Consider the following 19604-nt stretch of genomic DNA (forward strand, 5'->3'; position numbering starts at 1 on the left):
CATGAACATCGGGGACGTCGCCGAACGCTCGGGTTTGCCGGCCAAGACCATCCGGTATTATGAGGATATCGGTTTCATCAAACCCAGACGCTCGACCAATGGATACCGCCATTTCGACGAGAAAGAACTGCACAAGCTGGCGTTCATCGGGCGCGCGCGGTCGCTGGGGTTCACCATCGAAGACTGCCGCTCGCTTCTGGCGCTGTACGAGGACAAGCACCGCGCCAGCGCGGACGTCAAGCGGATCGCCAAACAGAACCTCGAAGAGATCGATGCCAAGATCGAAGATTTGAAAGCCATGCGCGAAACACTGTCGCACCTGATCCAGGAATGCGCCGGAGATGACCGCCCGGATTGTCCGATCCTCAAGGATCTGGGTCGCGACTGACAGGATAGACCCGAGGCACCTTCGGGCGCTTTCCCTTGATCGCGACCACGGTTCTGTCCTAGGCCATGCGGCAGGTGCACAGGACGCGTTGTTACGAACGTATCGTCTAGGCCGGGCGAAAGACGGCAGAACCGTAATGATCTACGAGGGCTTTGGGCCACCCATGCAAGCAGCCACATGACAATCACTGACTGGACCCAGCGGTTCCACGGAACCAGCCACCTGCCCGATGCGGTACGCGCCCGGTTGCGCGCGGCCGCGCGGATCGTGAAGTTCCCGAACGGGGCCCAGGTGTTCGGGCCCGACAATGTGCCGGACAGCCTCATGTTTCTGTACGAAGGCCGGATCCGCGTTTCACAAAGCTCGCATACGGGGCGCGAAATCGTCTTGTATCGGGTCGAAGCCGGCGAAAGCTGCGTGCTGACCACGGCATGTATGCTGGCCGAAGAGGCCTATAACGCCGAAGGCATTGCTGAAACAGATGTCACCGCGATCGTCCTGCCCAAGCTTGCCTTCGACCGCCTAGCTGCGGAAGAGGACGCGTTCCGCGATTTCGTGTTCCAAGCCTATTCCCGCCGATTGATCGACCTTCTGCGTGTGGTCGATGACGTCGCCTTCGGCCGGATCGATGTCCGGCTGGCGGAACGTCTGCTTGCATTGGCCGATGCCGCGAACGAGGTGCAGGCCACACATCAACAACTGGCCAGCGAACTGGGAACTGCGCGTGAAGTTGTCTCGCGGGTGCTCCACGACTTCCAGAAACGCGAGTTGGTTTCGCAATCCCGGGGCAAGATAACGCTCACCGACACAACGGCTTTGCAGGCTTTGGCCCACAGCACCTGATTTTTCGGGAATCTTCTCGGCTTTCGTGACATTGTCACTGAAGAGACGCTCCTGGCGTCATATATGCCATTCAGAAACCTGAATATGGAGGGCGATATGACCAACAACGTCGGAACGATCGACCGCACGCTGCGCGCAGCTCTTGGGTTGGTCCTGCTGTACCTGGTACTCTTCAGCGGGCTGGCCCTGTTCGCCGCACCCCTTTTCAAATATGGCGCTGTGATCGTCGGCATCATCATGCTGTTGACCGCGACCATGAAATTCTGCCCGGTGTACACGCTTTTGGGCATCAAAACCTGCAGGACCAGATAATATGGAAACCGTATTCACGCCTTTTGCATCCTTTGGCGGCGGCCTGCTGATAGGCTTGGGCGCCGTGTTGTTGATGCTGGGCCTCGGCCGCATCATGGGCGCCACCGGTATCATGTCCGGTCTGGTCTTTCCTGACAGCGGGTCCGAGTTTTCCTGGCGTCTGGCGCTTGTTGCCGGAATGATCGTTGCACCGGGTCTGATCTACGTGCTGACCGGCTCCATGCCGGCCATCGAGGTGCCGATCAGCCCGCTGATGATCGTGGTCGGCGGAGTCATCGTCGGTCTGGGCGCCAGCCTCGGCTCGGGGTGCACCTCGGGTCACGGAGTATGCGGCCTGTCGCGGTTGTCGACCCGGTCCCTGGTCGCCGTTCCGACCTTCATGGCAACTGCCGCCATCACGGTTTTCGTGATCCGCCACGTATTCGGAGGGTGAGGCAATGAAACTGTTCCATACGTTCCTGACCGGCCTTGTCTTCGGCACAGGCATCGCGATCTCGGGCATGATGAACCCGGCCAAGGTGTTGAACTTCTTCGATCTGGCCGGAACCTGGGACCCCAGCCTTGCCTTCGTAATGGGCGGTGCGCTGGTGGTGACATTCATCGGCTATCGCCTGATATGGCGACGCGCCGCGCCGCTTTTTGCGGACCGGTTCCAGATTCCGGGCGCAAAGCACATCGACATGAAGCTTGTCGGCGGCTCAGCCTTGTTTGGCGTGGGCTGGGGCATCGCAGGATTCTGCCCGGGCGCGGCAATTCCGGCCCTGGGCACCGGACGGTGGGAGGTTCTGCTGTTTCTGGGCGCGGTCGCCGCCGGGCTGGCCCTGGCGCGCATTCTGCAAGGGCAACCATTGAATACACGTTCGGCCAAGGCCTGAGCGTCAAAGAGGAGGCACGATCATGACCGACCAAAAGGCAATCGACACCCACAACCAGAAAATGGCTGACGCAATCGCGACACCAATTTCCGCATATCCGGTGGATCTGAGCGTCAAACCCAAGGTTCAGGGCTTCTACGACAAGGCCACGGCGACGATCAGCTACATCGTTTCGGACCCGACATCCAATGCCTGCGCGATCATCGACAGCGTGATGGACATCGACTATGCCGCTGGCCGGATCACCTTCGAACATGCCGACCTGCTGATCGCCGAGATCGAAAAGCAGGGCCTGAAACTGGAGTGGATCATCGAGACCCACGCCCATGCCGACCACCTGTCGGCGGCGCCCTACATCCAGCAGAAGCTGGGCGGCAAGATCGGCATCGGCGAGAACATCAAGATCGTGCAGGAAGTCTTCGGCAAGATCTTCAACGAAGGCACCGAGTTCCAGCGTGACGGAAGTCAGTTCGATGCGCTGTTCACCGATGGCATGACCTACAACATCGGCAACATGACCGCCTTCACCATGCACACACCGGGCCATACACCGGCCTGCATGGTGCATGTGATGGGCGATGCGGCCTTTGTGGGTGACACGCTGTTCATGCCCGATGGTGGTTCGGCCCGAGCCGACTTTCCGGGCGGAGATGCGGGAACGCTTTATGACTCGATCCAGAAGGTGCTGAGCCTGCCGGACGAAACCCGCCTGTTCATGTGCCACGATTACGGCCCCAACGGCCGCGACATTCGCTGGGAAACCACGGTGGCCGAGGAAAAGGCGCACAACATTCACGTGGGCGGCGGCAAGTCGCGGGACGAGTTCATCAAGATGCGCACCGAGCGTGACGCGACGCTGGCGATGCCGACCCTGATCATCCCGTCGATCCAGGTCAATATCCGGGCGGGTGACATCCCGACCGACAAGGACGGCAACCAGATGCTCAAGGTTCCGGTCAACAAGATCTGACCGCAGGAGACAACAATGGAAATCCGAAAGATTTCGGGCGCACTCTCGGTGTCGCCACAGGTAACGCTTGCCGATATCCAAGCGATCAAGGCCGCGGGCTTCCGCGCCATCATCTGCAATCGCCCTGACGGTGAAGGGTCCGACCAGCCGACATTCGAGGAAATCGAGGCCGCTGCAGAAAAGCTTGGCATCGAAGCCCGGTACGTTCCCGTCCAGACTGGCCTGGTTCGGGATGAGGACGCGCAGGCCTTCGGTCAAGCCCTGACCGAACTGCCAGGTCCGATCCTGGCCTATTGCCGGACGGGCACGCGCTCGGCCACGCTTTGGTCGCTGCACGAGGCCGCGCAGGGCCGAGTCTTGCCTGACATCCTGACCTCAACCAAGGCTGCCGGATATGACATGAGCGGCGTGGCCCGCCGCATCGCCAATGGCGGCAAGACGCCCACCGACACCGGCGACGCGTCCTTTGACGTGGTGATCGTGGGCGGCGGGGCAGGGGGCATCGCCACCGCCGCCAGCCTGCATGCGCGTAAATCCGACCTGTCGATTGCCATCATCGACCCGTCCGACGTGCACTATTATCAACCCGGCTGGACCCTGGTGGGCGGCGGCGTGTTCACGCCGGAACAGACGGCCAAGACTATGGGCGCGCTGATCCCGCGCGGGGTCAAATGGATCAAGGCCGCCGTGGCCGCGTTCGAGCCACAGAACAACGCCGTCATTCTGGATGGTTGCCGAGTGGTCAAATACGACCGTCTGGTGGTGACTCCGGGGCTCAAGCTGGACTGGGGTGCGGTCGAAGGGCTGGAGGAAACGCTGGGCCGCAACGGCGTGACCTCGAACTATCGCTATGACCTGGCGCCCTATACCTGGCAGTTGGTCGAAGGGCTGAAGGTGGGACGGGCGCTGTTCACCCAGCCGCCGATGCCGATCAAATGTGCGGGCGCGCCGCAAAAGGCGATGTACCTGTCGGGCGATGCGTGGGTCCGACGCGGGGTTCTGAAGGATATCGACATCCAGTTCATGAATGCGGGCGGGGTGCTGTTCGGGGTCAAGGACTATGTCCCGGCGCTGATGGAGTATGTCAGGAAATACGACGCCACGCTGAACTTCTTCCACAATCTGGTGGCGGTGGACGGGGCGGCGAAAACCGCCACGTTCAAGGTCGCCAAGCACGACGAGCAGCCCGAGCAGGTGACGGTCGAGTTCGACATAATGCATGTCTGCCCGCCGCAGGTGGCGCCGGACTTCATCCGGGTATCGCCGCTGGCAGATGCGGCGGGTTGGGTCGATGTGGATCAGTCCACGCTGCGCCACAAGAGCTTTGACAACATCTGGTCGCTGGGCGACGTGATGAACGCGCCGAACGCGAAAACCGCGGCCGCTGCCCGCAAGCAGGCGCCGGTGGTGGCCGACAACATCGTGGCCGATATCGAGGGCCGCGGCCCGGTGGCGGCCTACGACGGTTACGGCTCGTGCCCGCTGACGGTGGAACGCGGCAAGATCGTGCTGGCCGAGTTCGGCTATGGCGGTGTCCTGAAGCCCAGCTTCCCTAAGTTCCTGATCGACGGCACCAAACCCAGCCGCGCGGCCTGGGTCCTCAAGGAAAAGCTGCTGCCGCCGGTCTATTGGTCGGCGATGCTGAAGGGCAAGGAATGGATGGCCAAGCCCGAGCCGCTGAACGTGGCGACCGAATAGGTCGCTAGGGCTTCTTGCCCTGCGCCATCCAACACCCGCCCTGTGCCCTCTTGAACGTGGAACCGATGCACAACCTGTTGCGATACTTGCCAATTCTGGATTGGGGCCGCCGGTATGACCGGGCGGCGCTGTCCAATGACCTGATCGCCGCGGTGATCGTGACGATCATGCTGATCCCACAATCGCTGGCCTATGCGCTGCTGGCGGGGCTGCCGCCCGAGGCGGGTATCTATGCCTCGATCGTGCCGATCATCCTCTATGCGATCTTCGGCACCAGCCGGGCGCTGGCGGTGGGTCCGGTGGCGGTGGTGTCGCTGCTGACCGCATCCGCCGTGGGGCAGGTGGCTGAACAAGGCACCGCCGGCTATGCGGTGGCGGCGCTGACACTGGCCTTTCTGTCGGGCGGGTTCCTGGTGTTGCTGGGTGTGTTCCGGCTGGGCTTTCTGGCCAACTTCCTGTCTCATCCGGTGATCGCGGGTTTCATCACCGCCTCGGGCATTCTGATCGCCACCAGCCAGTTGAAACACATCCTGGGGGTCAGCGCGCATGGCCATACCCTGCCCGAGATGCTGGGCTCTATCTTGGCGCATCTGGACCAGACCAGCGGGATTACGGTGGTGATCGGCGCACTGGCCACGGCCTTCCTGTTCTGGGTGCGCAAGAACCTCAAACCCGCGCTGCGGCGCATGGGCGTACCGCCGCTTTTGGCCGATGTGCTGACCAAGGCCGGGCCTGTGGTGGCGGTGGTGGCAACCACGATGGCGGTCTGGGCCTTCGGGCTGGACGCGCGCGGCGTCAAGATCGTGGGCGAGGTGCCCCAAAGCCTGCCTCCGCTGACCCTGCCGGGGCTGTCCTCGGATCTGATCAGCGCGCTGCTGGTGCCGGCGATCCTGATCTCGATCATCGGCTTTGTCGAAAGCATCTCGGTCGCGCAGACGCTTGCGGCCAAGAAACGTCAGCGCGTCGATCCCGACCAGGAACTGATCGGACTCGGCGCGGCCAATCTGGGCGCCGCGTTCACCGGGGGCTTTCCGGTCACCGGCGGGTTCTCGCGTTCGGTCGTTAACTTCGACGCGGGCGCCGAGACCCCGGCGGCCGGTGCCTTCACCGCCATTGGGCTGGCGATTGCTGCGCTGTTTCTAACACCGCTGGTCTATTTCTTGCCCAAGGCGACGCTGGCCGCGACGATCATCGTGGCGGTGCTCAGCCTGGTGGATTTTTCAATCCTCAAAAAGACTTGGGGCTATTCACGGGCTGATTTCACCGCCGTCGCCGCCACAATCGTCCTGACCCTGATGGCCGGTGTCGAAGCGGGTGTTGCCAGCGGCGTGGCAATCTCGATCCTTCTGCATCTGTACAAGACTTCACGTCCTCATGTGGCCGAACTGGGGCTGGTGCCGGGCACTCAGCACTTCCGCAACATCCTGCGCCACAAGGTCCAGACCGACCCCACGCTGGTCACGTTGCGGGTGGATGAAAGCCTGTACTTCGTGAACGCCCGCTTCCTCGAGGATCTGATCCAGTCGCGCGTGACCGAGGGCTGCGAGATCCGCAACGTGGTGCTGATGTTCTCGGCGGTGAACGAGGTCGACTACTCGGCGCTCGAAAGCCTTGAGGCGATCAATCACCGACTTCGCGACATGGGCGTCGGCTTGCATCTGAGCGAGGTCAAGGGCCCGGTCATGGATCGCCTGAAACAGTCGCACTTCCTGGATGAGCTGAACGGCCAGGTGTTCCTGTCGCAATATGACGCTTGGCAAAGACTGACCGCGCCTGACCGGATCACGTGGGCCGCGGAATGAGTTCTGATCTCTGTTGCAACCAAGTAGAAATGTCACTCGGCCTGCAAAGTAGAAATGTCCCATCTGGGCGCTGATGGGAGCAAAGCCTGACAGGGCGGAGACCTCAGATATCGCAGCCCTGGCTGGCTTTGCGGATGCTGGGTGCGATAGCTACCTGTTCTGTTTTTTTCGTGCAGCCTCGCGGCGTTTTTCCTTGCTGCCGCGCGGGACATGTTCGCGTTGCGCGAGGATCGCCTTGACCTCGGAATACGCCGTCTTCCACCTATCGGTGTTCTTGAATGCGATAAGACCAGCCGCTTCGACGGCATCTCTTTCTTCAGGTAGCCAATCGCTTTCCTCGAATTTTTCCTGGAGGCTGCGCAAGAGTTCGAGCCGCTTTAGCAAGCTGCCAGTGTGTAGCTCCAATAGGAGGGCTTCTGGTATTGGTTCGGCGGTCCGCAGGTTGCTGATGTTAACGGTCATTCATTCAGCTCTTTGACGTTTGAAATCGATCTACACCATAACAGAGCTAATGTCTTTGCAGTAGCTTCAGCCGCCCGTTCAGCCCGCCGCCGTTCATAGTACGCTTCCATCTTTGAAGGTCGACCCGGCGGGCGGCGACCTGTCTTCTTGTAGCCATTCTTTGCGCTGACAGGTTTTACCTTTGGCGGTGGAGCCGCCTTTTCCTGCTCTTCCTTGATGTGGGCCAGTACAGCGCCGAGGCGTTTGTTCTCGGTGATTGCGGCGTGAGTAACGCGTTGCTGGTGCGGTTCGAAGACGGCGCAGGGCAGGGCGACACCTTTTGTGCGCACCTGGATACGGCCATCCGCGAACTCATAGGTATCGACATATTTGCCGACGAGGCCGCGTGTCAGATCGTTGACTTCCAGCCGAATGCGCTTGCGGTCATACTTGAGTGTCAAGTCCTTGGTGACATAGCGTTTGTCGCGCAGACAGAAGACTTCGGCGAGGCGATCTGGCTCGATGTTCAAGGCCCGGTGCAGGTTGTCCTGTTTGGCCGGAGCCTTTGCAAACTTGGCATTGTAGCGCTCGATGAAGCCCGCAAGGAAGGCGTTGCCGTCTTCCATATTGGAGATACCCGCGATGCGCAGCTCTTTAACCAGGCCGGTCTTGCAGCGTACGGTTGGCGCGTTCGACGCGGCCCTTGGCCTGGGAAGAATTGGCGCAGATGATCTCGATGTTCAGCTCAGCCAAGGCACGCCCGAATTGGGTCATGCCCGTCATGTGTTCATTGGGCTTTGGAACACGGAAAACGGTGTGCTTGTCGCTGTAGAACGCGACCGGGCGGCCATGCTTCAGCAGATAGCTTTCCAAGGCCTCGAAATAGCTGAAGGTGCTTTCTGACTTCACGAAGCGCAGCTCCATCAGCGTGCTGGTCGCGTCGTCGATGAAGACGAGCAGGGTGCACGGATCGCCTCGATCCTCGAACCATCTGTGATCTGATCCGTCGATCTGGATCAGCTCGCCGAAGCACTCGCGGGGCAGACGCGGTTGGTGGAATGTCCGACGCTGCTTGCGGGACAACCAGATACCGTCTTCCTGCATCCACTTGCGCACCGTCTCGCGCGAGACTTTTAAGCCATGATGTTCGGCCAGCATCTCAGCCGCCAATGTCGGGCCAAAATCTGGATAGCTTTCCTTGATGATGCTGAGCGCATAGTCACGCTTGGCATGATGAATGCGATTGTTCGGAGGTTTACCGCGCGCTTTGTGCCGGATCGCAGATGCACCGTCCTGGCGATAACGCTTCAACAGCCGGAAAATCTGCCTGCGCGTCAGGTCCAGCATGTTCGCTGCGTTGTTGACACTCAGCCGACCATCATCGACCTGCGCCAGAACCTCCACGCGCTTCAACTCGCGCTCGCTCATAACCACCCATCCCATGTCTGCTCACCCTCATTGATTTTTGAGGGCAGAGTGACATTCCTGAATTGCTCACGGGTGACATTTTAGCTTTGCGGCTACAAATCTCGTTTTCGCGTAATCATGATTATGTAAAGTTTATTCCTCACGCTTGATTGACGAATTGCAACCACGCATGATCCGTCAATGGGGTTCACGGTCAAAACATGGCTGAACGATCTTGGTCTGGGCCAATACGCAGAGACCTTTGCGGAGAATGACGTTGATGCACGCGTATTGCCTCTGCTGACCAATGACGATCTCCGAGAGCTTGGAGTCAGCCTCGGGCACCGCAAGGTCATTCTGGCTGCCGCCCGCGTCCTGTCTGATGAACAAACGCCCGAGCAACCAACATCTGACATCGCAGCAGCCGCAGCCGAAATACGGCCCGACACGGATGGGCAACCGTCGTGCGCTCCGGCCGAGCGGCGCCATCTGACGGTCTTTTTTGCCGATCTTGTCGGCTCGACCGAATTGACCAACCGGATCGACCCTGAAGACATGCGGATCCTGTTGCAGCGATACCAGGATTCCGTCGCAGGTGCTGTCAGCCGATATGGAGGATATGTCGCAAAATACCTTGGCGACGGGCTGTTGGTCTTTTTCGGGTGGCCCCGCGCCTATGAGGATCACGCCATTCGGGCCGTCAAAGCTGGTCTCGAAGCCGTTCGAAGGGTCCGGCAGATGACGACGCCCGACGGAACCCCGCTCGCCGTGCGCATCGGCATCGCCAGCGGCGACGTGGTTGTCGGTGACGCGATCGGTGAAAACTCGTTCGAAGAAGGCGCCATGACCGGACCGGTGTTGAACTTGGCCGCCAGGTTGCAGGAAAAAGCCCCGGCAAACGCCGTCGTCATGCCCCGTACAGACCTGACAGGGTCGTTGGATGGCGTGTTCGAGGTTTCATCCTTGGGCAGTGTGCCCCTGAAAGGCTTCGATGCCGCGCACGACCTGGTTCAGGTCTTGGCTGAGCGCAGCGCCGAAAGCCGGTTTCACGCGGTTCGCGGGGACGGTGCCCACGGGTTCCTGATCGGCCGCAGTTTTGAAAAGGGCATCCTTCTGCAATCCTGGAAACACGCGCAGGACGGCAAAGGCGAAGTGGTCCTGCTGTCAGGCGAAGCGGGAATCGGCAAGTCGCGCCTGATCGAGGAGTTTCTGCAGGACGAAAGTGTGGTCCAAAAGGCCGACATCATCAGACTGAACTGCTCACCCTATCTGACCAGCAGCCCGTTTCACCCGGTTGCCGAACGGATTTCTCAGGATGCGGGCGTCGACCCGGATTTTGACGACGACAGGGTGCAGGAGAGTGTTCACGACATGCTGGCCCAGCGGCAAGGACTGGATCTGGACCTTGTTCTTCCTGCCTTCGCCGCTTTGGTCGCCCCGCGCAGCACCTTGGCCCAGCAGGTCCTGCAACTGTCGCCCCAGGAACAGCGCGACCTGACGATCCAAGCGCTGATCACCACGGTAAAGGCCCGGGCCGTCCAACGTCCGGTCATCCTGTTTGTCGAGGATGCCCATTGGATCGACGCCTCGACCCACGCGTTGCTGGATCGTTTCAAAGCGTTGTGCGTCGACCTTCCCCTTCTGATCGTGATCACGCATCGCCCCGGCTGGGAAATGCAGAAGACCGAAGGGGACAGCCATGTGCAAACCCTGCACCTAGGGCGACTTGATGCCGAGCAGGTCGCCCATCTGGTGCAACGTGTCTCGGGACGCGATCCGGATCCGGAATTGGTCGACCTGATTGTCGACAAAACCGACGGCGTGCCGCTTTTTGTCGAGGAACTGACCCGCGCCATACACGAAACCGGCGGGGTCGGTGTGAACGTGCCCGCGTCCCTCAGCGGAGCGTTGATGGCCCGGTTGGACGCCGTATCGCCCGACGCCAAACAAACGGCTCTTGCCGCGTCGGTTATCGGGCGCGAGTTCGAACCGGCTCTGCTTGCCGCGTCGATGCCGGAAGCCCCGGCAGAGCTCGACACTTGTCTGGCTGAGCTGTGTCGCGCTGGACTGGTCTTTGAAAGCGGGCACCACAAAGGGCACTATGTATTCCGCCATGCATTGATCAGGGACACCGCCTATCAGTCCATGCTCAGCAGCACGCGCAAGGCCCAACACGCCAATGTCGCCCGCGCGCTGATGCAGTTGCGGTCGGCCGAGATTGAACGACGCCCCGAGTTGGCCGCCCGGCACCTGACCGAGGCCGAAGACTGGGCTGCCGCCTATGACCGGTGGCGCGCGGCGACAGAAATGGCCCTGTCACGGTCGGCCAGTCAGGAAGCCCTGGTCAATGCGACGGAAACCCTGAAGGCCGCGCAAAAACTCGGCGCCGAAAAAAGCCCTCAGACGATCGTTGGAAACCTGCTGCTTGGGCGCAGCTACGACAGCGCAGGCAGGTTGCCGGAAGGAATCGCCAAACTGAAGGAAGCCTCGGACGCCGCCCGGCACTCAGGCCGGACGGACCTTGCTGCCGACGCGGCGCATCACTTCGCCGATTCATGCATGATGGCCGGTCAACGGCACGGCCAGGCGATCAGCCTGTGCTTCGAGGCATTGGACAGCCTGCCGCCGACAGATAAGGTTCGGCGGTGTCGTCTGATGGCCCAGATCGCCCGCGCCTACATGTTCATCGGCGACTTTGCCGAGGGCACTAAATATGGCCAGCAATGCATGGAACTGGCCGCCCGGCTGGGCGATCACAAATCCCGGTTCGCCGTCATGATGACCCGCTTCGGCGCTCCCTTCGTGGCGCGCCAGGGCGAAGATCGGCTGAACTGGCGCAAGAACCTCGAATCCATGCACGAAGTGGCGGAAAAGCTTGGAAACATCGATCAGGGTCGCGACCGCACCCTGAGCCTGTTTGTCGGTGCCGAAATGGCGGACCGCCAGTTGGTCGACACCTCGTTGAAACTGCTGACCGAGATCTCGGACAAGGACAACCACCGACAGCTGTACTGGGTCCAGATCCATGCCCGTGCAATGGTGGCCATTCTGGATGGCGATTTTGAACGCGCCGAGACCTATGCGAGCGAAGCCGTCAAAATCGGGCGGCAGACACACGGCGCCCATGTCGAGGGTGTCTACGGCGTTCAGATGTTCACCATCCGGCGCGAGCAGGCCCGGTTGCATGAAGTGGCCCCTGTGATCAAGCGGCTCATGTCCGACAGCCCCGGCGAAACCAGCTGGAAACCCGGATTCGGCCTGATAGCCGCCGAACTGGGGTTTCGCGAGCCCGCCGAGCGTATTCTCAATGAGATCGCGGACACCGGTTTTGACCTGCCTCAGGACGCGATGTACTCGACCACCCTGTCCTATCTGGCGGATATCTGCGTCGCGGTCGAGAACACGCACCATGCCCAAACGCTGATCGACAAGCTGCTGCCCTACCGGGACCTGACGATCACGGCCGGCGCGACAACCGTCTGCACCGGATCCGCGGCCCGGCGGCTGGGAGCTCTGTCCGCCGTGTTGGGTGATTGGGACACCGCCGACGAGCTGTTCGAAACCGCGATCCAAGTGGACACAGCGATGGCCGCGCCGCCGTGGATCGCCCACAGCCAAGCCGCGCGCGCCTGGGCTCTTCGCCGTCGCGGTCGCGCTCAGGATCTGCGCTCGGCCCTGTCGCTTGAGGCCGAAGCGTTGGCAACTGCCCGGGAATTGGGTATGGTTTCCCTTAGGTCAAAACTTGAAGGATCCGCGTCTTAGACTCCGAGCACATGCGCAGGGGGGTGCATAATGCCAAGGTACATCATCGAACGGAACTTCGCCGAACAGCTTGAGCTTGGCGACGATGACAAGGTAAAGATCAAGGAAATCAACGACGAAGAAGGAATCGAGTGGATTTTCTCGTTCCTGAGCGCGGACAAGCGAAAAACCTATTGTCTATACGAGGCGCCGGACGCGGAAAGCCTGCGCAAGGCGGCAAAGCGTCTGAACATTCCGGCTGACGTCATCACGCCTGTTGATCGGATCGATCCCGGCATCTTCGCCTGACACGACCAAATTTGCATTGCGCGCCCTTCGCTCGAATGGGCCGCACAACCCATTGCCCGAGGCAGCACCGCAGGAAGCCTGTCCACCTGATCTGGAGGACTGATCATGTTTGACCTGATAACGCTGAACGGCAGCACCAAAACCGTGGACCAAGAAGCGCTGGACGCTTTGGACGCGTCGCTGCGTGGATCCGTCTTTCTTCCCGGCAGCCCCGAATACGATAGTGCCCGCACCACCTGGAACAGCATCGTCGACCGCAAACCCGGCTTTGTGATCCGGGCGCTCGGGGCCAGCGATGTGCAAAAGGCCGTGAATTTCGTGCGCGAGGCAGGGCTGATCATGTCCGTCCGATCGGGCGGTCACCAGATCGCCGGACATGCGGTAGCCGATGATGCGGTGATGCTGGACCTGTCACGGATGAAATCGGTTCATGTCGACCCGAAGGCGCGCACCGCGCGTGTGGCGCCGGGCGCGGTTCTGGGTGACGTTGACAGAGAGACGCAGGCGCACGGGTTGGTGATTCCGACGGGCATCAACTCGACCACCGGGATCGCCGGGCTGACACTGGGCGGCGGCTTTGGCTGGACCACACGCAAGTTCGGCATGACCATCGACAACCTGATCTCGGCCGAGGTGGTGCTGGCCGATGGCTCGATCGTGACCGCGTCGGAAAGCAGCCACCCGGACCTGTTCTGGGCCATTCGCGGCGGTGGCGGCAATTTCGGCGTGGTCACCTCGTTCGAGTTCCGCCTGCACCCGCTGGGGCCGCAGGTGCTGTCCGGCCTTGTGGTGCATCCGATCGAGCAGGGCCCCACCCTGCTGCCCGAATACGCGCGGATCGCTGACACTGCGCCTGACGAGCTGACGGTCTGGACGGTGATGCGCAAGGCCCCTCCCCTGCCCTTCCTTCCCGAAGACTGGCACGGGCGCGAGGTGCTGATCTTTGCCGCCTGCTATGCAGGTCCCATCGAAAACGGCGAAGCCGCGATGGAGCCGCTGCGCGCCCTCGGGGACCCGATCGTGGACGTGATCTCGCCGCACGCTTTCGTCGACTGGCAAGCCGCTTTTGACCCCCTGCTGACCCCCGGCGCGCGAAACTATTGGAAAAGCCACGATTTTGATGCCCTGCCCGCGGATGCAATCGCAGGGCTTCTGGACAGTATCTCGACCCTTCCGGATCCGTCCTGCGAGGTGTTCATTGCCCATGTCGGCGGTGCGATGGCCCGGGTCGAGGCTGCGGCGACAGCCTATCCCCAACGCTCGGCCCATTTCATCATGAACGTGCACACCCGTTGGGAAGATCCGGCCAAGGATGACACCTGCATCGCTTGGGCGCGCGCGCTCTATGACCGCATGACGCCGCATGCAACCGGCAGTGCCTATGTCAATTTCATGCCAGCGGACGAGGCCGATCACCTGTCCGGCGCCTACGGGGCAAATGCCACGCAGCTGTCGCGCATCAAGGGGCGGTACGATCCCGGCAACCTGTTCCGGGTGAACCACAACATTCCACCCGCGTGACGGCTTGAACTTCTTGCGGTGTCTGGCATAGACCGCGACCAACTGGACAGGGTCGGCGGTCAACACTACCGTGGGCCCGACATTCCCAACAGGAGACCCAGACTCATGTCCAAGATGCTTTCGATCGCGGCCGCAACCCTTGCGTTCACCGCAACTTCGGCCCTTGCGGACGGGCATTGCGCCGCGGGCAGTACCCTGACCGAGGGGAAGTTCACCGTGGCCACCGGAAACCCGGCCTATTACCCGTGGGTGATGGACGACGCGCCCGAGTCCGGCCAGGGCTTTGAAGCGGCCGTCGCCTATGCCATAGCCGAGGAGATGGGCTTCGCCGCGGATGACGTGGTCTGGGTCCGGTCGTCCTTTGACGAGGCGATCCAGCCCGGCGCCAAGAATTTCGACGTGAACATCCAGCAATACTCGATCACGCCCGAGCGCGATCAGGTAGTTGATTTCTCGGCCCCCTACTACACCGCGCCGATGGCGGTTTTGGTCAGCGCAAATGCCGTAGACACCCCGCCCACGCTCGAGGCGCTGAAGGGCCTGCAATGGGGCGCGGTCGGGTCGACCACCGCCGTGCCGAAACTGGCCAGCGTGATCCAGCCGGATGCGGACCCGCTGCTCTATGGCGACAATGCCGATGTGAACGCGGCCATGACCGCCAACCAGATCGACGCCGCGCTGTTCGACCTGCCTACCGCCCTGTTCCTGAGCGCGGTGATGATCGAAGGGTCCAAGGTGATTGGCCAGTTCCCTGCCGATCAAGGCGACAACCCCGACCAGTTCGGCATGTTGATGGAGGAAGGCAACCCGCTGAAATCCTGCGTGGATGCGGCCATCGCCGCGCTGACCGAAAGCGGCAAGCTGGCCGAGATCGAGGCCAAATGGCTGCAGGACACGACGGGCGTTCCGCTGATCAAGTGACATGACACAGAACAGAACGGCGGGCCCGACCCGCCGCGAACTTTTTGAGGCGCAGCAGCGGCGGCGGTCGATCCGGATCGCCGCGACCAGCACCGTTCTGGTCGTCGTGGCGCTGATCGTGCTGGTACCGCTGGCGCCGGGCTGGGCCAAGGTCCAGCAGAGCTTTTTTAATGGCCAGGTCCTGGTCAAGACCTTCCCGAAACTGCTCGAGGCCTTCAAGATCAACGTGATGATCTTTGCCTGGTCGGCGCCCGCGATCGCGGTGCTGGGGCTGCTGATCGCGCTGGCCCGCGACACCAAATCGCCCGCGCTGTTCCCGTTGCGCATCTTCGGCGCGGCTTTCACCGACATCTTCCGTGGCGTGCCCGTGATCCTGACCGTCTATCTGATCGGCTTCGGCATTCCCGGCTTGGGCCTGACCCGGCCATGGAACTCGCCCTATATCTGGGGATCGCTGGCGCTGATCCTGACCTATTCGGCCTATGTGGCCGAGATTTTCCGCTCGGGCATCGACAGCGTACACCACAGTCAGCGCGCCGCCGCCCTGTCGCTGGGCCTGACCGAAGGCCAGGTTATGCGCGATGTGGTACTGCCGCAGGCCGTCCGCAACGTCGTGCCGTCGCAGATGAACATGCTGATCGCGCTGCAAAAGGACGTGTCGCTGCTCAGTTTCATCGGCCCGGTCGAGATCTTCCGCCAGGCGGGCGTGTTCAAATCGCTGCTGGCCAATTTCACGCCTTACGTGGGCGCGGCGATCATCTTCCTGATCGTGACCATCCCGGCGACGCGCTACGCCGACCACCTTATGGCCAAGCAAATGCGAGAGCGGCGCTGATGTCGAAACTGAACCTGCGCAACGTCATCAAACGCTTTGGCGACCGCACCGTGTGCGACGGCATCGACCTGACCGTGGACGAGGGGCAGATGGTCTGCCTGATCGGCGCCTCGGGGGCGGGCAAATCCACCGTTCTGCGCTGTATCAACCTGCTCGAACCGATCGAGGATGGCGAGATCCTGTTGGACGGGGTCGACATTTCGGTGCCGGGTCTGGATCCGCAATCGGTGCGCGCGCGCATCGGCATCGTGTTCCAGAGCTTCAACCTGTTCCCGCACATGACGGCGCTGGACAACGTGATGCTGGCGCCGCGCCGCGTGCGCGGCCGCACGCGCACCGAACTGCTGCCCCAGATCGAAGAGATGTTCGAACGCTTCGGGCTGGCCGACCGGATGCACAATTATCCTGACCAGCTGTCAGGCGGACAGCAGCAGCGCGTCGCCATCGTGCGGGCATTGGCTATGCAGCCCGAGGTGATGCTGTTCGACGAGATCACCTCGGCCCTGGATCCGCAACTGGTGGGCGAGGTTCTGGACGTGCTGCTGATGCTCAAACAGCAGGGCATGACGATGGTGATGGCCACCCACGAGATGGGCTTTGCCCGGCAGGCCGCAGACAAGGTGTGTTTCCTGCAGAACGGCCGCATCGTCGAGGAAGGCCCCCCCGAGCAGCTGTTCGACCACCCGCAGCAAGACACCACACGGCAATTCCTCGCGCGCGCGCTCAAGTAAACGCCGGCGCGCCGTTTCGACAACTGAATATTGCACGGGCCAGACGCGGACTTCGTGCTAGACTCCATCGCATTGCCATATGCTGCTGGAGGTTCGGAATGCGTCTTTCATCCCTGTCTGCCGTGAGCGTTGCTGCCAGTCTGACCTTCGGCAACATGGCTTTTGCCCAACAGGTCGCGGACACGATCTATACCGGTGGTCCGATTCTGACGATCGATGACGCCCGGCCCACGGTACAGGCGGTCGCGGTCAGGGATGGGCGGATCATCGCAATAGGTGAACTGGCCGAGATGCGCAGTCATCAGGGCGACGATACGACGATCTTTGACCTGGACGGGCGCGCAATGCTGCCCGGCTTTGTCGACAGCCACGGCCACGTGGTCATGGGTGGTTTGCAAGCCCTGTCGGCGAACTTGCTGGCACCACCGGATGGCAAGGTCACCGACATTGCCAGCCTGCAGGCGGCGTTGTCCGCGTGGGCCGAGGCCAATAGCGACACGGTCGAAGCGATGGGGATGATCATCGGCTTTGGCTATGACAACGCGCAACTGGCCGAGCTGCGCCACCCTACCCGTTCCGAACTAGACGCGGTCTCGAGCGACGTTCCGATCATGATCATCCACCAATCGGGCCATCTGGGGGTGGGCAATTCCAAGGCGCTTGAATTGGCCGGGATCACCGCAGAAACCGAGAACCCGCTCGGAGGCGTGATCCGAAAGGACGAGGCCGGCCAGCCGAACGGCGTGCTGGAGGAATACGCATTCTTCGGTGCCTTGGTGCCCCTGCTCGGCAGTGTCGGCGAAGACGGGCTGCAGACTTTCGCGCGCGCCGGCAGCCGGATGTGGGCGCGCTTTGGCTACACCACCGCGCAAGAGGGGCGCACCTCGGGCGCGGCGGTTCAAGCCCTGCGCAGGGTGGCCGCGGACGGCGACCTTCCCATCGACGTCGTGGCCTTTCCCGACGTTCTGGAATCGCGCGACTTCATCGAGTCGGACGCCTCGCGCACCTATGCCGACGGGGTGCGAGTCGGCGGGTGCAAGCTGACAATCGACGGTTCGCCGCAAGGGTTTACCGCGTTGCGGGATCGGCCCTACTACGATCCGGTCGGGGATTACCCGCCCGGCTATGCCGGATACGCCGCCATCACGCGCGAACAGTTGCAGGATGCGGTGAACTGGTGTTTCGAGAACGGCCACCAGATCCTGACCCATTCCAATGGCGAGGGGGCCACGGACATGCTGATCGCCGCCATCGACGAGGCGCGGCTGACCTATGGCGATCCGGGCAACCGGCCGGTTCTGGTGCATGGTCAGTTCCTGCGCGAGGATCAGGTGGCCAGCCTCAAACGATTGGGCGTGTTCCCGTCGCTGTTTCCGATGCACACCTTTTACTGGGGCGATTGGCACCGCGACCACACGGTCGGTCCGGTCAATGCCGACAACATCTCGCCCACCGGCTGGGTGACGGAACGCGGCATGATGTTCGGTACGCATCACGACGCGCCCGTGGCGTTTCCCGACAGCATGCGGGTTCTGGCCGCAACGGTCACCCGGCGCACCCGATCAGGCGACATCTTGGGCCCGCACCAGCGGGTCGACGTGATGACGGCCCTCAAGGCGATGACGATCTGGCCGGCATGGCAGCATTTCGAGGAAGACCAGAAGGGCTCGATCGAGGTGGGCAAACTGGCCGATTTCGTGATCCTTTCGGACGACCCGACCGCGGTCGACCCCGAAACGCTTGCCCAGCTTCGTGTGGTGACCACCATCAAAGAGGATGCGGTGATCTTCGACGCCGATACGGCGGTCAAGGAGGGGCGACTGGACCGACGCCCCCTTGCCCCTGATCCGGTGACGGCACATCTGCTGCTGCATGCACTGTATCAGGGCATGGATGTCGAACGGCCTTGGCTGGCGCACTTCACGCAGCGAACGACCGAATGAATCGGCTTTCCGAGGTGGGGCAATAGAGATACCGTCGCCACATGGTGCTTTTTCTGACCCTTGTTGCGACAATCGCCGGTCTGGTGGCCTGGTATTTCTGGTCGAAGTCCAGGGCCAGGGCCGCGCTGCTGCAAACACCGCTGAGCGATGACGAGCGGCGGACCATCCATGCGATGGTGCCGATCCTCGAGCGGCTGCCTGCCAAGCTGCGTGCCACTTTGGAAGGCAAGATCAACCTGTTCCTGAATCAGGTCGATTTCATCGGCTGCGACGGGCTGGAGGTCACGGACGATATGCGTCTGTCGATCGCAGCACAAGCCTGCCTTCTGGTCGTCAACTCGGACCAATGGTACGACAATCTGACGACGGTCCTGATTTACCCAAACGCCTTCAAGTCCCGCCAACAGCGGCACAGTGGCTATGTCGTGACCGAACAAGAGATCATCCGTACCGGCGAAAGCTGGGATCGGGGGCCGGTGATCCTGTCCTGGGCGCACAGCCGGCAGGGCGCGGCAAACGATCATGACGGGCACAACGTCGTGTTTCATGAATTCGCGCATCAGTTGGATGATCTGTCCGGCGGCACCAACGGCGTGCCCGTACTGGCCAAGGGTCAAAGCTATGCCGAGTGGGAACGTGTTTTTCTGGCCGCGTATGACGCGCATCTGCACGCGGTCGAGACAGGCCGGCGCACGGTGATCGACCCCTATGGCGCCACCGGACACGAAGAGTTCTTTGCCGTCACGGTCGAGCTGTTCTTCGAACGCCCCGAGGCCCTCAGGGATACCGCGCCCGAATTCTACGGACAGCTGTCCAAATACTTCCGTCTGGATCCAATCGAATGGCCGAAACCGTCGTGATCCGTGG

General features: G+C 61.8%; 17 protein-coding genes and 1 pseudogene. 16 read left to right on the forward strand and 2 right to left on the reverse strand.

Annotation, left to right across the window (positions count from 1 at the left end):
• Position 1: 1 nt before the first annotated feature.
• From cueR to ACR0BA_RS09655, 8 genes are all read left to right on the forward strand, one after another.
• A complete protein-coding gene (cueR, locus tag ACR0BA_RS09620; protein WP_170341589.1) occupies positions 2–388 on the forward strand; it encodes a Cu(I)-responsive transcriptional regulator in 387 nt (128 codons plus the stop codon).
• 177 nt (positions 389–565) lie between these two features.
• On the forward strand, positions 566–1231 hold the full coding sequence (locus ACR0BA_RS09625; RefSeq protein WP_480727666.1) for a Crp/Fnr family transcriptional regulator: 666 nt from the start codon (positions 566–568) through the stop codon (positions 1229–1231).
• Between the two features lie 96 nt (positions 1232–1327).
• Positions 1328–1543 (forward strand): YgaP family membrane protein, encoded by a 216-nt coding sequence (locus ACR0BA_RS09630; protein WP_170359531.1) that lies wholly within the window; start codon positions 1328–1330, stop codon positions 1541–1543.
• Between the two features lies 1 nt (position 1544).
• Positions 1545–1976: a YeeE/YedE family protein gene (locus ACR0BA_RS09635; RefSeq protein WP_170365772.1), complete on the forward strand. Its 432-nt coding sequence runs from the start codon at positions 1545–1547 to the stop codon at positions 1974–1976.
• A 4-nt stretch (positions 1977–1980) separates the two neighbouring features.
• Positions 1981–2418, forward strand: coding sequence for a DUF6691 family protein (locus ACR0BA_RS09640; protein WP_480727667.1), 438 nt, complete (start codon positions 1981–1983; stop codon positions 2416–2418).
• Positions 2419–2503: 85 nt separating this feature from the next.
• A complete protein-coding gene (locus tag ACR0BA_RS09645; protein ID WP_480727888.1) occupies positions 2504–3388 on the forward strand; it encodes an MBL fold metallo-hydrolase in 885 nt (294 codons plus the stop codon).
• Between the two features lie 15 nt (positions 3389–3403).
• On the forward strand, positions 3404–5086 hold the full coding sequence (locus ACR0BA_RS09650; protein ID WP_480727669.1) for a bifunctional protein tyrosine phosphatase family protein/NAD(P)/FAD-dependent oxidoreductase: 1683 nt from the start codon (positions 3404–3406) through the stop codon (positions 5084–5086).
• 65 nt (positions 5087–5151) lie between these two features.
• Positions 5152–6888 carry a SulP family inorganic anion transporter gene (locus ACR0BA_RS09655; protein WP_480727671.1) on the forward strand — a complete coding sequence of 579 codons (1737 nt, stop codon included), beginning with the start codon at positions 5152–5154 and terminating at the stop codon, positions 6886–6888.
• A gap of 150 nt (positions 6889–7038) precedes the next feature.
• Here ACR0BA_RS09655 and ACR0BA_RS09660 read toward each other — a convergent pair whose 3' ends face one another.
• Together ACR0BA_RS09660 and ACR0BA_RS09665 are read right to left on the reverse strand one after the other, a co-directional pair.
• Positions 7039–7350: a hypothetical protein gene (locus ACR0BA_RS09660; RefSeq protein ID WP_480727673.1), complete on the reverse strand. Its 312-nt coding sequence runs from the start codon at positions 7348–7350 to the stop codon at positions 7039–7041.
• Positions 7347–8772: pseudogene (locus ACR0BA_RS09665) on the reverse strand (ISNCY family transposase). The gene ACR0BA_RS09660 and the pseudogene ACR0BA_RS09665 overlap by 4 nt, the downstream one beginning before the upstream one ends.
• Positions 8773–8937: 165 nt before the next feature.
• On the opposite strand from ACR0BA_RS09665, the gene ACR0BA_RS09670 reads away from it, so the two are divergent.
• The 8 genes from ACR0BA_RS09670 (at position 8938) to ACR0BA_RS09705 (ending at position 19597) form a co-directional block, all read left to right on the forward strand.
• A complete protein-coding gene (locus tag ACR0BA_RS09670) occupies positions 8938–12498 on the forward strand; it encodes an AAA family ATPase (RefSeq protein WP_480727675.1) in 3561 nt (1186 codons plus the stop codon).
• Between the two features lie 30 nt (positions 12499–12528).
• Positions 12529–12786 carry a DUF4242 domain-containing protein gene (locus ACR0BA_RS09675; RefSeq protein ID WP_093963294.1) on the forward strand — a complete coding sequence of 86 codons (258 nt, stop codon included), beginning with the start codon at positions 12529–12531 and terminating at the stop codon, positions 12784–12786.
• Positions 12787–12891: 105 nt separating this feature from the next.
• Positions 12892–14307 carry an FAD-binding oxidoreductase gene (locus ACR0BA_RS09680; RefSeq protein ID WP_480727677.1) on the forward strand — a complete coding sequence of 472 codons (1416 nt, stop codon included), beginning with the start codon at positions 12892–12894 and terminating at the stop codon, positions 14305–14307.
• 105 nt (positions 14308–14412) lie between these two features.
• Positions 14413–15228, forward strand: coding sequence for an ABC transporter substrate-binding protein (locus ACR0BA_RS09685; RefSeq protein ID WP_480727678.1), 816 nt, complete (start codon positions 14413–14415; stop codon positions 15226–15228).
• Position 15229: 1 nt separating this feature from the next.
• Positions 15230–16063, forward strand: coding sequence for an amino acid ABC transporter permease (locus ACR0BA_RS09690; protein ID WP_170359543.1), 834 nt, complete (start codon positions 15230–15232; stop codon positions 16061–16063).
• Positions 16063–16794: an amino acid ABC transporter ATP-binding protein gene (locus ACR0BA_RS09695; protein WP_480727680.1), complete on the forward strand. Its 732-nt coding sequence runs from the start codon at positions 16063–16065 to the stop codon at positions 16792–16794. Before ACR0BA_RS09690 ends, ACR0BA_RS09695 begins: the two co-directional genes overlap by 1 nt.
• Positions 16795–16892: 98 nt before the next feature.
• Positions 16893–18737 carry an amidohydrolase gene (locus tag ACR0BA_RS09700; RefSeq protein ID WP_480727681.1) on the forward strand — a complete coding sequence of 615 codons (1845 nt, stop codon included), beginning with the start codon at positions 16893–16895 and terminating at the stop codon, positions 18735–18737.
• Positions 18738–18778: 41 nt separating this feature from the next.
• Positions 18779–19597 (forward strand): M90 family metallopeptidase, encoded by an 819-nt coding sequence (locus ACR0BA_RS09705; protein ID WP_480696559.1) that lies wholly within the window; start codon positions 18779–18781, stop codon positions 19595–19597.
• Positions 19598–19604 lie beyond the last annotated feature (7 nt).

The organism is Ruegeria sp. CI5 (assembly GCF_056536885.1).